We start from the raw sequence: 13,666 nt of genomic DNA, 5'->3' as shown, positions 1-13,666 counted from the left end.
CCAAGGTCGCCACGCTGGAAAGGATTTAAGTCTCGCAACGGCTGATGGCCCTGCCCTTACGGAGCGCCGCGGTCGGTGATCGGCATGGGTGGCCGTAGCGGAGCTGCTTCTGCCGTCGTGATGACGCCTGTGCCGAGCAAGATGGCGAAGAGCGCGGTCGGCAGTGCCCATAATTGCATGGGGATGCCCCAGAACGAATGCGCTTGCGCTGACGCATGAAAGGTCACGCCACGATTCCAGCGTAGTCCGAGCGCCGCAATCATCACAGCCGCCAACCCCATGGTGACCGCGACACCGCGGTCGATCTCGGGCCCATCGACCTTCCAAAGAACGATGATCGGAAGAAAGGCCGCAAGGGCGATCAAAAAGATGACCCAGCATCCTCGACCGCGCCAGACCACCAACATATCGTCTCTCCGTTCGACGGCCACGCCACTCATTGCCCGCGCAGCAATAGCTTGGTTGATGCCGATACAAAAGTGGTCTGGGCCGAGGATCAACCGCGACTGTGTGAGCCTCAATATCGTGGAGCGAACGAGAGGGGGCGCTGCAGCGGCGCTTTCCGTCAACCACCGGAATGCTTTACGATCGCGCGCAGAGTAGCAACAGAGGAGAGCAGTCGTGGATATCAAACGCAGCGGCTCGACGGCATCCGCCAAGGGGCCGGCCGATTATTTCACCGGAACCGTACGGATCGACGCTCCGTTCCAAGGCACTGAATCGGCACGCGTCAGCGGTGCGACGGTGACCTTCGAACCCAGCGCGCGAACGGCGTGGCACACGCACCCGTTTGGACAAACGCTGCTCGTCGTCTCGGGGCTCGGCTGGGCCCAACGCGATGGTGGCTCGATCGAAGAAATCCGGCCCGGCGATATCGTCTGGTTTTCGCCCGGCGAGAAACATTGGCACGGCGCGACACCAACGACGGCCATGACCCATGTGGCCATTGCGGAAAAGCTTGAGGGCAGCCCCGTGACCTGGATGGAGAAGGTTACCGACGAGCAATATGGCCCTGGGCCGGCCGCCTCATAAGAAGATTTACGGCGTCTCCCAACGCTGGCTTTCGCCGGAGCGGAAGAGCGCGTCGATGACCCGCATATTGGCGATGCTGTCTGCCATCCCCCATTCAAGCGGACGTTGCTCGAGTACCGCGCGGGAAAAAGCATCGCCTTGCAGCGTATATTGGTTGGCGAGGGGGAGTTCGATCACCTCGATGTCCTTGCCGGTCACATCGCCTCCATCGTCGACGAACAAGCGGCTCGGTCGATCCGGCTGAGCGTTGAACGGGATCTAGATCTCGATACGGCCCGTCGTGCCGAGAATCTGAACTCGCTGGTAAGGCACCGCCTGGGTCGCGCAGGTGAAGGTCAGATGCCGTGATCCGGGGAACGCGGCCAGAGCGCTCGCCATCCTGTCGACCCGCATGGCAGGATCGCGATCGAACAACCCGATGACGCGCTCTGGTTCGTCGCCAAAGACAAAGCGAGCGGTGTTGATCGCGTAGCAACCGATGTCGTAAAGGCCACCCCCTCCAATGTCGGCCTGATTGCGGACATTGCTCGGGTCAGTTAGGAAATAGGAAAACAGCGTGCCGATCGCGCGCGTTTCGCCGATGCACCCGGTTGCGATCAGATCGCGCACCTTGAGCCATTGCGGATGATGGCGAACCATAAACGCTTCGGCTACGAGCCGGCCTGTACGGGCCGAAGCTTCGACCAGTCGCGTGGCTTCGTCAGCCGTCAGGACGATCGGCTTTTCGCAAAGCACGTGCTTTCCGGCTTCGAGCGCCCGGAGCGTCCACGGAACATGCAAATGGTTGGGGAGGGGGTTGTAGATGGCGTCGATCGCCGGATCGGCCAGCAACTCCTCGTAGCTACCATAGGCCTGCGGGATGCCGAGCCGATCCGCAGCGGCTTGCGCGGTCGTCACGTTACGAGACGCGATGGCGCGGATCTCGCCAAGCTCGCCCTTCTGCATCGCAGGGATCACGGTCTCGACGCCGATGTTGGCCGTGCTCAACACGCCCCAGGCTAATGGTCGCGACATGCGTTCTTCCCCTGTTTCGGCTCTAACGGCCGGATGTGCCAAAGGTTCGGCGCAGGCCCAACGCGCAAGCACGGCGAGGATGCGGCTGTCGTTCGCGATACGGTCTTGGACGGCCGTATCGCCGATCAGGTCGGGTCAGCGCAGCGAGGCGGTGAACCGTTGGATCTTCGAACAAGCCTCTTCCAACAATGCGTTGGAGGTGGCGTAGGAGATGCGGAAGTTGGGGCCTGATCCGAAAGCGGCGCCATGCACCGCCGCGACCCCCTCGGCCTCGAGGAGTTCCGACACGAAATCCTCATCATTCTCGATGCGCTTGCCGGAGGGGGCCGTTTTGCCGATCGTGCCAGCGCAAGACGGGTAGACGTAGAACGCCCCTTCGGGCGAGGGACAGACGAGGTCCTTCGCCTGGTTGAGCATCGACACGACGAGATCGCGCCTTACCTCGAATGCATTGCGACGCTCCGCAATGAAATGCTGCGGGCCGTTCAGCGCCTCGACCGAAGCCCACTGAGAAATCGTGCAGGCGCCCGACGTCTGCTGACCCTGGACCATGTCCATCGCCTTGATGAGCTTCTCCGGACCGGCCGCGTAGCCGATACGCCAGCCCGTCATCGCATAGGATTTCGACACGCCGTTCATCGTGAGCGTGCGGTCCATCAGGTTCGGTTCGATCTGGGCGGGCGTCGTGAAGATGAAATCGCCGTAGACGAGGTGCTCGTACATGTCGTCGGTCAAGACCCAGACATCGGGGTAACGCATCAACACGTCGGTGACGGCCTTGAGTTCGGCCTCCGTATAGGCCGCGCCGGACGGGTTCGACGGCGAGTTCAGCAGCACCCATTTGGTGCGCGGCGTGATGGCGCGTTCGAGATCCTCGGCCTGCAGCTTGAAGCCATGGGCCATGGTGGTTTGCACCACGACCGGCGTGCCGCCCGTCAGCAACACCATGTCGGGATAGCTGACCCAATATGGCGCCGGGATCACGACTTCGTCGCCCGGGTTCAGGGTGGCCAGGAAGGCATTGAACAGCACCTGCTTACCGCCGGTGCAGACGATGGTCTGCGTCGGCTTGTAGTCGAGGCCGTTCTCGCGCTTGAACTTGGCCGCAATCGCCTCGCGCAGCGGCACGATGCCGGAGACCGGCGGATATTTCGTCTCGCCCCGCTGGATCGCCTCGATCGCAGCCTGCTTGATGTTGTCCGGCGTATCGAAATCCGGCTCGCCGACCGACAGGCTGATGATATTACGCCCCTGCGCTTTCAGGTCGCGCGCCTTCTGCGTCACCGAAATGGTGGCGGATGGTTTGACGCGGGACAGGGTGTCGGCGATGAAGGCCATGGGAGCTTCCGAGGGTGGTGGAATTGACGCCGGACCATAGGTTCGTCATGCCGCCGTCGCAATAAAAAAGCCCGCGCCAAGCATTCAAAGACGTGATGGGACCGATCAACTCGCCCTTGCGGCGTTTCATCGGACGACGAACCGACTTGTAGAAAGATCAATCGTGCGGCTCATGTTCAAGACCCTGATCGGCCTGGTCGCACTCGCGGCACTGGTGGTGCTGGCTCTCGTTTGGGACTTGGCCTTTAATCAGCAGCATGTCCTCAAGGCCGTTCTCGGGCGCGACCGGGTCGTGCAAGCCTGTTCACCGGCGCTCGTGACCAAGCTGAAGGCAGCGGGTTTCGATCCGGTCGACCTCACCTTCGATGACCGACCAGATCTCGCCTTCTCGAGCCTGTTCGCACAGAATCTTCAGGGTCGGTTCACCTTCCTTGATGGAACTGCGGGTGGCCGGGTCGACGGCGTCGTCGCCTGCATCGCCACACAGGATATGGTGAGGGTCGATTTTCGGACCACCGTGCGGCCGGTTCGTGCCACCTGATCGCGTCGCTTCTCTGGACAACGTTGCGCCTGTGACGCATGAACCGCTCACCCAATCGAAGGCGGACATCATGGAGCCCTTTACGGTCATCGAAGGCGGCGGCGCCTCCTTGAGCGCGACCACCACGATCATGCGTGATCTCGGAGCGGCGGCTCGCCTCGCCCAGCGCGCCCTTGCGCTTGCGACGGCAGAGCAAAAATCCAAGGCGCTGTTTGCCGCTGCCGCCGCAATACGCGCCAACGAGCCGGTCATTTTGTTGGCCAATGCACGCGACATGACGGATGCCGAGCGGCGTGGCCTGACCTCCGCCTCGCTTGATCGCTTGAAGCTCGACGGCAAGCGGATCGAGGCCATGGCCCAAGCGCTCGCGGACATCGCGGCCCTTCCCGACCCTGTGGGCCGCATCCTCGCACGGTTCGACCGTCCAAACGGTCTCGTGATCGAGCGCGTCGCAACGCCGCTCGGCGTCATCGGCGTCATCTACGAGAGCCGCCCCAACGTCACGGCGGATGCGGGAGCGCTCTGTCTGAAATCCGGCAATGCAGCCATCTTGCGCGGGGGGTCGGAAAGTTTTCAGTCGAGCCAGGCCATTCACGCCTGTCTCGTCGAGGGGTTGCGCGCCGCAGGTCTTCCGGAGGCAGCCATTAGTCTCGTGCCGACACGGGACCGGGATGCCGTCGGGGCGATGTTGTCGGGGCTCGATGGATCGATCGACGTGATCGTGCCACGTGGCGGTCGGACGCTGGTCGAACGGGTCGAGCGCGAAGCGCGCGTGCCTGTCTTCGCCCACCTCGAAGGTCTCGTGCACGTTTATATCGACAAAGCCGCCGACCTCGAACGCGCCAAGGCGATCGTGCTCAACTCCAAAATGCGGCGGACCGGGGTTTGCGGCGCGGCCGAAACCTTGTTGGTCGATCGCGCCGTTGCTGCGACGCATCTCAAGCCATTGCTCGACATGCTGATCGACGCGGGCTGCGCCATCCGCGGCGATAGCGAGACCTGCGCGATCGATCCGCGCGTCACGCCCGCCACCGAGCAGGATTGGCGGACCGAATATCAGGATGCGATCATCGCCTGCCGCCTGGTCGACGGGCTAGAGGCGGCGATTGACCATATCGAGACCTATGGCTCCCATCACACCGATTGTATCGTCACCGAGGACCAGGGCGCGGCCGATACGTTTCTGGCGCGGGTCGATTCCGCCATCGTGGTCCATAATGCGTCGACCCAATTCGCCGACGGTGGCGAGTTCGGATTTGGCGGCGAGATCGGGATCTCGACGGGCCGCATGCATGCGAGGGGACCGGTCGGCGTCGAACAATTGACGTCGTTCAACTATCGCATTCGCGGGAGCGGACAAACGCGCCCGTGAAACAAGGGCCCGCGCCGCGCTCGACAATCGGACCGCACCGACACTGGCGCTTTCCCGTGCTTCCCCTGACCGGGCGCGGGATGCGGATCGGCTTGTTCGGTGGATCGTTCAATCCGCCGCATGAGGGTCATCGCCTGGCGAGCCTCGCGGCTATGAAGCGGTTGGGGCTGCATCGGGTCTGGTGGATCGTCACGCCCGGCAATCCACTGAAGGTCGCCGAGGGCTTGCCCAGCCTCGAACGGCGCATCGCCGCCGCCAAGATCGTCGCTCACCACCCACGTATCGACGTCACGGGTTTCGAAGCCGCGATCGGCACGCGTTATTCGGTCCAGACCGTTGATTATCTGAAACGTCGATGTCCTGGGACATCATTCGTGTGGATCATGGGGGCCGATATCCTGCCCGAGCTGCACCGTTGGAAGCATTGGCGGGAGTTTGTCGCAAGCGTTCCGCTCGCGATCGTCGACAGGCCCGGCTCGACATTCAATGCCAAGCGCGGACGCGCCGCGACCGTGATGGCGAAAGGACGACTGCGCGAAAACGAGGCGCCGAGCCTTTCGGGCAAACGCCCACCGGCCTCGGTCTTCATCCATGGACCACGATCGATGGCATCCTCGACCCGGCTTCGCGCCAACGGCCAGCGCGTCCCGGATTAAAGCGGAGCGGCTTGCGCGCTCGCTTGGCCGGCATCGTCGGTTTCCGCCCGTGCGGCGTAGCGCTTGGCCAGAGCCGCGCAGGCCATCAACTGCACCTGATGGAACAGCATGAGCGGCAGCACATAGAGCCCGACCAGATGCGGCTGGCTGGCGAAGAGAATGTTGGCCATCGGCAAGCCGCTCGCGAGGCTCTTCTTCGAGCCGCAGAACACGATGGCGATCTCATCGGCTTTCGAGAAGCCGAGCGCGCGGCTCGCCACTGTGGTGGCGACCAGCACGAGGACCAGCAGCACAAGGTTGGCGATCAGGAGAATGACGAGATCCTGCACGTCGATCTGATGCCACAACCCGCCCACGACGCCTTCACTGAACGCCGTATAGACGACGAGAAGGATCGAGCCGCGATCGACATAGCTGGTCAGGCTCTTGTGGCGGAGGATCCACGGCCCGATCCAGGTCCGCAGCAATTGCCCGAGCAAAAACGGCAGGAACAATTGCAACGCGATATCGCCGATCGCATCCGCCGAAAAGCCGCCCTGCGTGCCGAGAAGCAGGCCAACCAGCAAAGGCGTGACGACGACGCCGACCAGGTTCGACACCGAGGCGCTACACAGCGCCGCCGCGACGTTGCCGCGACCGATCGACGTGAAGGCGATCGAGGATTGAACGGTCGACGGGAGAGTCGACAAAAACAGGATACCGAGCGCCAGAGGCGCGCCGATGATCGGCCGCATCAGCGCGCTCATGCCGAGCCCGAGCACCGGGAAAAGCAGGAACGTGCTGAGAAAGACCGTGAGTTGCAGCCGCCAATGCGTCAGGCCCGCGACGACGGCCTCGCGCGACAGTCGCGCCCCGTAAATGAAGAACAACAGCGCGATCGCGAAGCTCGTGACTCGGGTCATGACCGGCGCCATGACGCCTTGGGCCGGGAGAATGGTGGCCAAGACCACCATGCCGACGATCGCGGCGATATAGGGGTCGGGCGTGACGCGAGTGACCAAGGATCGAAATGTCATGACTGTCCGGTCGAAAGGGGGACGGGGTTCGTGCTTCCTTTACGCCGAAGTCGGCGCCGCACAAGGTCGGCGTCAGACCGGCACACGCACCGTAGCGCGCAGCCCGCCCAGCGGGCTTTCGCCGAGCAACACCTCGCCGCCGTGGGAGCGCGCGATATCGCGCGCGATGGCGAGACCAAGACCGGTGCCGCCGTGATCCTGGTTACGGGCTTCGTCGAGCCGGTGGAACGGCCGGAACACCTCCTCGCGCTTGTCGGGCGCGATGCCCGGCCCATCATCGTCGACATGCACGGTCAGAAAGCGCTGATCACGCAAGGCCTCGATCTGGATCTGTGTGCCGTAGCGCAAGGCATTGCCGACCAGATTGGCGAGGCAGCGCTTGAAGGCATGCGGCCGAACGATCATCGTGGTTTCGCCATTGACCTCGATCTTGGTGGGTCGCCCTTGGCGTTCCGCCTCGGACTTCAACTCCTCGAGGAGCGCGCCGATATCGACCGCCGCCGAGACTTCGCCTGCATCGCCCCGCGCGAAAGCCAAATAGGCTTCCAACATGCGGCCCATCTCGTCGATGTCCTTTTGCAAGGCCTCGCTGTCGGGCCCTTCTTCCATCAGCGCCAAGGACAATTTAAATCGAGTCAGAATAGTGCGGAGGTCGTGGCTGACCCCGTTCAACATCGTGGTCCGCTGCTCCAGCGTTCGCTCGATGCGGCGGCGCATCTCGATGAAGGCGTAACCCGCGCGCCGCACTTCGAGTGCGCCGCTCGGCCGATAGTCGATCAGGCGGCCCTTGCCGAGGTTCTCGGCCGCTAGCGCCAGGCGGACGATCGGCCTGATCTGATTACGCAGAAATGCGATCGCGACCGCCAGAAGCACGGATGACGTTCCGAGCATCCACAAGATGAAGATATGGGCATTCGACGCATAGGCGGCACTGCGGCGCGCCAAAACCCTCAACACGGCATCGCCGAGTTGGATGCGGATCTCCACCATACTGGATCGGCCGACCGTATCGATCCAGAACGGCAGGCCAATCTGCTTGCGGATCTCGTTCGACAGCGAATGGTCCAGCAAGGAGAAAAATGGCTTCGGCAGCGCGGTCGGAAGCGACTGTTTCGGCAGAAAGTCCACATCGAGCGCGAGGCGCTCGAAGGCGATCCTCTCGAGATTTGCAGTGCCATGATCGAGCGGAGTGGTTCGATAGAGATCGATCAGCGCCGCGATATCCTGCGTCAGAGCGGTCGATAACCGGAACGTCACCGACTGCCAGTGCCGCTCCATGAAGAAATAGGCGATCACGCATTGCAAGATCACCATCGGCACGATGACGATCAGCAGCGAACGCGAATAAAGCCGCTTCGGCAGGATGTCGGCCACCAGCCTCGCGCTCCTGTGCCACCACGTCCGCGGAGCCGGGAGCGAGGGCGGGAACTTGATGAAGCCGCGCCGCCGCGCGTTATGGGTTGAGGAAAAGCCGATAGCCGATTCCTCGCACGGTTTGGAGATGGGCCGGATTCGCCGGGTCGACTTCGATCTTCCGCCGGAGCCGGTTCACCTGGACGTCGATGGTCCGCTCGTTCGCACCGACCCCGGATCCGGCGAGATCTTCCCGCGAGACTGTGCCGCCGGCACTGCCGGCCAGCATCTGAAGCATTTCACGCTCCCGGTCGGTCAGGCGGATCACCTCCTCGCCCTGGCGTAATTCTCCCCGATCGATCGCAAAACTATACGGGCCGAAGCGGATATGGCGGTCCCGCTCGCGATCTTCGACAACGCGCGGCGCGGCGCGGCGCAGGATCGAGGCGACCCGAAGCAGCAACTCCCGATGATCGAACGGCTTGGTCAGGTAATCGTCGGCGCCTGCCTCGAGGCCGCGCACCCGATCTTCCGCCTCGGCGCGAGCCGTCAGCATCAGGATCGGGACCTGCGAATCCCGTCGGGTCTGGACCGCAAAATCGAAACCGTTCTGCCCCGGCATCATGGCATCGAGCACGATGAGGTCGAAGGCGAGATTCTTCAGATGCATGGCGGCCTCCGCCGCATCCTGCGCGAGCGTGACGCGATAGCCCTCCTTTCGAAGGAAACGCGACAGTAGCTCCCGGATTCGGCGATCGTCGTCGACCACGAGGAGATGTGCGGCATCATCGGCGGGAGAAGCGCCCAGCACATCGGCCGGCACGGTGGCGTCCATCACTCTGCAGCCCTCGCCCGCTGCGCCGCTGGCGCACCCCAGACCAGCCGCGTAACCTTGCTTCGCTCCGTCGGATCAACCACGCCAAGCAGAAAATCGGTCGCGGCCTCGTGAGAGGACGGCGCTAACGTTTTCAGCGTCGACCGGAAGCGTTCGGACTGAAGACAGGCGAGCTCGAGCGCGAGTTGGCCACCCGCAACCGACGCGAAAAGCAGTCGGTGGCGCCGATCGCTGGCGCCTGACCGGACCTCGATGAAACCGACGTCCAGCAAATCCTTCATCACGCGGTTGAGGCTCTGCTTCGTGATCTTCAGGATGTCGAGGAGCTCGGCGACCGTCAGGCCCGGCTGCCGGTAGACGAAATGCAACACACGGTGATGCGCGCGGCCGAACCCGTAAGTCTCGAGTAGCCGGTCGGCATCACCGACGAAATCGCGATAGGCGAAGAACAACAGCTCGATCAGGTCGAACATGGGCGACGGAGCCCGAGCGCCAAGGGTCGGATCCAGAGGCTCACTTGAGACCAGGGCGGTCGCTGAATCCATCGGCAGGTCGGCTCCGTTTATGTCAGCAGTATTGACTTAGTATCAGGCTATCGATAGTCCATGGCAAGGCCTCAGCAATACCGAGGCTGTCGTGAAGCGTCATTCTCACGACACGCGCCCGGCGATATTAGCCCGGCCGCGATCTCAAAGCCATCATGGGAGCAATTTGATGTCCGTCCTTCCTTTCGACCAACGCGATGGGGTCATCTGGATGGACGGGAAGATTGTACCCTGGGCCGATGCCAAGCTGCACGTGCTGAGCCACGGATTGCACTATGGCGGTGCGGTGTTCGAAGGCGAACGCGCTTATAATGGGGTGATCTTCAAAAGCCGCCAGCACAGCGAGCGGTTTAGGCAGTCCGCGGATTTGCTCGGCTTCGACATTCCGTTTTCGGTCGATGAGATCGAATCCGCGAAGGCCGAGGTGATCCGTCGGAACGGCGTCGCCGATGTCTATGTCCGCCCCGTCGCTTGGCGCGGAAGCGAGATGATGGCCGTGGCGGCCCAGAATGCGACCATCCATGTCGCGATCGCCACGTGGGAATGGCCGAGCATGTTCGATGTCGAGCAAAAGATGCAGGGCATCCGGCTCGACATGGCAGATTATCGTCGTCCCGATCCGATGACCGTTCCGGCTCATTCGAAGGCCGCGGGTCTTTACATGATCTGCACGATTTCGAAGCACCGAGCGGAGCGGAAGGGCTATGCCGACGCGCTCATGTTGGATTGGCAGGGGCGCGTGGCCGAATGCACCGGCGCCAACGTGTTCTTTGCAAAAGACGGCGCATTGCACACACCGATCGCCGACTGCTTCCTCAACGGCATCACGCGCCAGACCGTGATCGAATTGGCGGAGCAGCACGGCATTGCGGTGTCGGAGCGGCGCATCATGCCCGAGGAATTGCCCGACTTCGACGAATGTTTCATCTGCGGCACGGGCGCCGAGGTGACACCCGTGTCCGAGATCGGCCCCTATCGATTCACGCCTGGGGACGTCTCACGCACCCTGCTTGAAGCCTATTCGGCGGAAGTCCGTCGTCCCCGTTAAGATCGTTCACAATCATATGACTAATCTGGCCGCCTGCTCAGCTATGCGGCCAGAATGCGGCCTCCACTCATTGACAATCGCCCGGTGCGTGGCTCTGATGCACCCAAGGCAGTCGCGCGTCCGGTGAGCAGTCGTGCCTCGGGAATGAGCAAATTGGGGGAGGCCGTTATGGATATTGCGCATCACGCAGCGCTTCCGTCGAATACATCCGCTCCCATCTTGGAAATGCGTCACATTTCGAAGACGTTCCCCGGCGTCAAAGCGCTTTCGAACGTCGAGCTTACCCTGCATCAAGGCGAAATCCTGGCTTTGATGGGGGAGAATGGCGCCGGCAAATCGACGTTGATGAAGATCTTATCGGGCGCCTACCAGGCCGACGCCGGCAGCGAAATTCGGATCAACGGTAAACCTGTGACGATCAATGGACCGTTGCAGGCCCGCGATGCGGGCATCTCGATCATCTACCAGGAATTGGCGCTCTCTCCGAACCTGTCGGTCGCGGAAAATATCTATCTCGGACGAGAACCACGTCGCGGAGGCTTGATCGATCGGGCCAAGATGATGCGGGAGTCCTCCGGGGTTCTAAAACGCCTCGGGGCGACCTTCGAACCGCAGACCTTGGTTTCGCTGCTGTCGATCGCCGAGCGGCAACTCGTCGAGATCGCCAGAGCCGTCCACGCAAATTCTCGCATTCTAGTCATGGACGAGCCGACGACGGCTCTGTCGTCGCGCGAAACGGATCGTCTCTTCGCGACCGTCCGCCAGTTGCGACAGGACGGCATGGCGATCATCTACATTTCGCATCGCATGGCCGAAGTGTATGAACTCTCGGATCGCGTCACCATCCTGCGGGACGGGACCTATGTCGGAACCATCGATCGCGCCGAGATGACCCCTGAGGTGGTCGTCAAGATGATGGTCGGTCGCGATATTTCCTCCTTTTATAAGAAGGATCACCGCTTTCAGGCGACCGCCGAGCCCATCCTCGAGGTCAGCCATATCGGCGACGGCCGGCGCGTGCATGACGTCAGCTTTTCGCTGCATGCCGGGGAGGTGCTTGGCTTGGCGGGCCTCGTGGGGGCCGGCCGCACGGAACTCGCGCGCATCTTGTTTGGGGCAGATCCGCATACGACCGGCGAGATCAAGCTGGCGGGCAAGCCGGTCACGATCCGATCGCCGCAAGACGCGATCGATGCGGGGCTGGTTTACCTCACCGAGGACCGGAAGGCCGAGGGCGTGCTTCTCGACATGTCGGTTCGTGACAACATCAATCTGATGATCTGCGGCAAGGACGCCAAAGCCGGGGTGTTGGACCTGAAACACGGAGCGGAGCGCGCCAAGGCCGCCATTGCTGCCATGACGATCCGGGTCGCATCGGCAGACGTGAATGTCGGGTCGCTTTCGGGCGGCAATCAGCAGAAGGTGCTGCTGTCGCGGTTGCTCGAAACCAAACCAGTCGTGCTGATCCTCGATGAGCCGACCCGCGGCGTCGATGTCGGTGCGAAATCCGAAATCTACCGGATTATCGACGATCTCGCGAAGGCGGGCGCGGGCGTGCTGGTGATCTCGTCCGAACTGCCGGAAGTGGTCGGTATCGCCGATCGCGTTCTCGTCATGCGGGAAGGCCATCTCGAAGGGCAGCTCGAGGGCGACCGCATCGATCAGGAAAACATCATCGCGCTCGCGACCGCGGCTCAGTCGCCGTTGGCGCCACAGCCCGCACTTGCGGCCTCCGCTCACTGATCTGGCTTTGCCGGACCACCATCACCCCCACCACCGAGCGACCGTGGTCAGGCTGGTGGTCTTCTCTCTCACGATCCTGACAAGGGCCACGTCATGACTTCGGTGAAAACGATCGATCCTTCACCTGCGCGACCGCCCGTCAAGGGTCAGCGCATGCAAGCCTTCTGGCGATCGGTCGGCATGCTGCCGATTCTGATCCTGATCTGCGTCATGTTCCAGTTCCTCAGTGGATGGTCCGAAACCGGCAACCTGTCGCAAGCTTTCCAAAGCGGCCGTTTCGGAACGGCCCTCAACCTGTCGACGGTCGCACAACAAGCCGCCGTCAATACGGTTTTGGCGGCCGGCATGACCTTCGTGATCCTCACAGGCGGCATCGATCTGTCGGTTGGCTCGATCCTGGCCGTGGGAGCCATGGCGGCCCTCATCATCTCGAAGATCCCGGATTGGGGTATGCTCGGCATTCTCGCCGGCGTCCTCACCGGCCTCGTCTTCGGGCTCATTAACGGCACGTTGATCTCGGCGATGCGGCTGCCGCCCTTCATCGTCACGCTCGGATCGTTGACGGCCGTTCGCGGTGTCGCGCGACTGCTCGGAGACGACACCACCGTGTTCAACTCCGACCTGCCTTTCGCAGCGATCGGCAACGGCGGCTTCGTGGTACCGGGCACCAGCTATAACGTGTCCTGGCTGGTCGTGATCGCCATCGTGGTGATCGCCATCTCCTGGTTCATCCTGCGACGCACCGTGCTGGGCGTGCACATTTACGCGGTCGGCGGCAATGCGGATGCGGCGCGCCTCGCGGGGATCAAGGTCTGGGCGGTTCTGCTCTTCGTCTATGGCGTCTCGGGCTTTTTAGCCGGTCTCGGCGGCGTGATGCAGGCGTCTCGGCTTTATGCCGCCAACGGATTGCAGCTGGGCACCAGCTACGAACTCGATGCGATCGCAGCCGTCATCCTGGGCGGCACCAGCTTCGTCGGCGGTGTCGGCTCGATCATCGGCACGTTGATCGGGGCGCTCATCATCGCGGTCCTGGCCAACGGGCTGATCCTCACGGGCGTCTCGGACGTCTGGCAGTTTATTATCAAGGGTTTGGTGATCATCGGAGCCGTCGCGCTCGACCGCTATCGGATGCAGGGGAATGCCCGCACCTGACCCTTCACGTCATCCGGGCCT

Annotated in this window: 13 protein-coding genes and 1 pseudogene; 7 read left to right on the top strand and 7 right to left on the bottom strand. The window is 62.6% G+C overall.

Annotation, left to right across the window (positions count from 1 at the left end; genetic code table 11):
- Window positions 1-56: 56 nt before the first annotated feature.
- The gene (locus EY713_RS08010) at window positions 57-407 is read right to left on the bottom strand and encodes a hypothetical protein (protein ID WP_131114327.1); all 351 of its coding nucleotides are present in this window, start codon (window positions 405-407) and stop codon (window positions 57-59) included.
- Window positions 408-621: 214 nt separating this feature from the next.
- Between EY713_RS08010 and EY713_RS08005 the strand changes: the two genes are divergently transcribed.
- Complete coding sequence (locus EY713_RS08005; RefSeq protein WP_131114326.1) at window positions 622-1,032, top strand: (R)-mandelonitrile lyase; 411 nt, start codon at window positions 622-624, stop codon at window positions 1,030-1,032.
- Window positions 1,033-1,038: 6 nt separating this feature from the next.
- On the opposite strand, the pseudogene EY713_RS08000 reads toward EY713_RS08005, so the two are convergent.
- Both EY713_RS08000 and EY713_RS07995 read right to left on the bottom strand, forming a co-directional pair.
- A pseudogene (locus EY713_RS08000) lies at window positions 1,039-2,046 on the bottom strand (Gfo/Idh/MocA family protein).
- 135 nt (window positions 2,047-2,181) lie between these two features.
- Window positions 2,182-3,384, bottom strand: a complete 1,203-nt coding sequence (locus EY713_RS07995) for a pyridoxal phosphate-dependent aminotransferase (protein WP_131114325.1) — start codon at window positions 3,382-3,384, stop codon at window positions 2,182-2,184.
- 163 nt (window positions 3,385-3,547) lie between these two features.
- Here EY713_RS07995 and EY713_RS07990 point away from each other — a divergent pair, with 163 nt between their 5' ends.
- The 3 genes from EY713_RS07990 to EY713_RS07980 all read left to right on the top strand — a co-directional run bounded on the left by EY713_RS07990 (window position 3,548) and on the right by EY713_RS07980 (window position 5,953).
- The gene (locus EY713_RS07990; RefSeq protein WP_131114324.1) at window positions 3,548-3,925 is read left to right on the top strand and encodes a hypothetical protein; all 378 of its coding nucleotides are present in this window, start codon (window positions 3,548-3,550) and stop codon (window positions 3,923-3,925) included.
- 70 nt (window positions 3,926-3,995) lie between these two features.
- Window positions 3,996-5,297, top strand: a complete 1,302-nt coding sequence (locus EY713_RS07985) for a glutamate-5-semialdehyde dehydrogenase (protein ID WP_131119447.1) — start codon at window positions 3,996-3,998, stop codon at window positions 5,295-5,297.
- Between the two features lie 56 nt (window positions 5,298-5,353).
- Window positions 5,354-5,953, top strand: coding sequence for a nicotinate-nucleotide adenylyltransferase (locus EY713_RS07980; RefSeq protein ID WP_281015450.1), 600 nt, complete (start codon window positions 5,354-5,356; stop codon window positions 5,951-5,953).
- On the opposite strand, the gene EY713_RS07975 is transcribed toward EY713_RS07980, so the two are convergent.
- From EY713_RS07975 to EY713_RS07960, 4 genes are all read right to left on the bottom strand, one after another.
- Window positions 5,950-6,969: a bile acid:sodium symporter family protein gene (locus tag EY713_RS07975; protein ID WP_131114323.1), complete on the bottom strand. Its 1,020-nt coding sequence runs from the start codon at window positions 6,967-6,969 to the stop codon at window positions 5,950-5,952. The genes EY713_RS07980 and EY713_RS07975 overlap by 4 nt on opposite strands.
- Before the next feature lie 72 nt (window positions 6,970-7,041).
- Window positions 7,042-8,403: an ATP-binding protein gene (locus EY713_RS07970; protein WP_425374362.1), complete on the bottom strand. Its 1,362-nt coding sequence runs from the start codon at window positions 8,401-8,403 to the stop codon at window positions 7,042-7,044.
- A gap of 19 nt (window positions 8,404-8,422) precedes the next feature.
- On the bottom strand, window positions 8,423-9,157 hold the full coding sequence (locus EY713_RS07965; RefSeq protein ID WP_131119441.1) for a response regulator: 735 nt from the start codon (window positions 9,155-9,157) through the stop codon (window positions 8,423-8,425).
- Window positions 9,157-9,702 (bottom strand): MarR family winged helix-turn-helix transcriptional regulator, encoded by a 546-nt coding sequence (locus tag EY713_RS07960; protein ID WP_131114322.1) that lies wholly within the window; start codon window positions 9,700-9,702, stop codon window positions 9,157-9,159. Before EY713_RS07960 ends, EY713_RS07965 begins: the two co-directional genes overlap by 1 nt.
- A gap of 169 nt (window positions 9,703-9,871) precedes the next feature.
- Here EY713_RS07960 and EY713_RS07955 point away from each other — a divergent pair, with 169 nt between their 5' ends.
- From EY713_RS07955 to EY713_RS07945, 3 genes are all read left to right on the top strand, one after another.
- Window positions 9,872-10,750 carry a branched-chain amino acid aminotransferase gene (locus EY713_RS07955; RefSeq protein WP_131114321.1) on the top strand — a complete coding sequence of 293 codons (879 nt, stop codon included), beginning with the start codon at window positions 9,872-9,874 and terminating at the stop codon, window positions 10,748-10,750.
- A 168-nt stretch (window positions 10,751-10,918) separates the two neighbouring features.
- Complete coding sequence (locus tag EY713_RS07950; protein ID WP_131114320.1) at window positions 10,919-12,493, top strand: sugar ABC transporter ATP-binding protein; 1,575 nt, start codon at window positions 10,919-10,921, stop codon at window positions 12,491-12,493.
- 93 nt (window positions 12,494-12,586) lie between these two features.
- Entirely contained in the window at window positions 12,587-13,645 is a 1,059-nt protein-coding gene (locus EY713_RS07945; protein ID WP_131114319.1) for an ABC transporter permease subunit, read from the top strand.
- Window positions 13,646-13,666 lie beyond the last annotated feature (21 nt).

It is taken from the genome of Lichenihabitans psoromatis (genome assembly GCF_004323635.1).
GTDB lineage: Bacteria > Pseudomonadota > Alphaproteobacteria > Rhizobiales > Beijerinckiaceae > Lichenihabitans > Lichenihabitans psoromatis.
The sequence above is the reverse complement of the archived record's forward strand: the minus strand, read 5'-3'. Positions and strand labels throughout refer to the sequence as shown.

Coding starts and splice junctions, on each gene's coding strand:
- EY713_RS08010 (WP_131114327.1), bottom strand. CDS start 407: ATGTTGGTGGTCTGGCGCGGTCGAGGATGCTGGGTCATCTTTTTGATC.
- EY713_RS07995 (WP_131114325.1), bottom strand. CDS start 3,384: ATGGCCTTCATCGCCGACACCCTGTCCCGCGTCAAACCATCCGCCACC.
- EY713_RS07985 (WP_131119447.1), top strand. CDS start 3,996: ATGGAGCCCTTTACGGTCATCGAAGGCGGCGGCGCCTCCTTGAGCGCG.
- EY713_RS07975 (WP_131114323.1), bottom strand. CDS start 6,969: ATGACATTTCGATCCTTGGTCACTCGCGTCACGCCCGACCCCTATATC.
- EY713_RS07965 (WP_131119441.1), bottom strand. CDS start 9,157: ATGGACGCCACCGTGCCGGCCGATGTGCTGGGCGCTTCTCCCGCCGAT.
- EY713_RS07960 (WP_131114322.1), bottom strand. CDS start 9,702: ATGGATTCAGCGACCGCCCTGGTCTCAAGTGAGCCTCTGGATCCGACC.
- EY713_RS07955 (WP_131114321.1), top strand. CDS start 9,872: ATGTCCGTCCTTCCTTTCGACCAACGCGATGGGGTCATCTGGATGGAC.
- EY713_RS07950 (WP_131114320.1), top strand. CDS start 10,919: ATGGATATTGCGCATCACGCAGCGCTTCCGTCGAATACATCCGCTCCC.
- EY713_RS07945 (WP_131114319.1), top strand. CDS start 12,587: ATGACTTCGGTGAAAACGATCGATCCTTCACCTGCGCGACCGCCCGTC.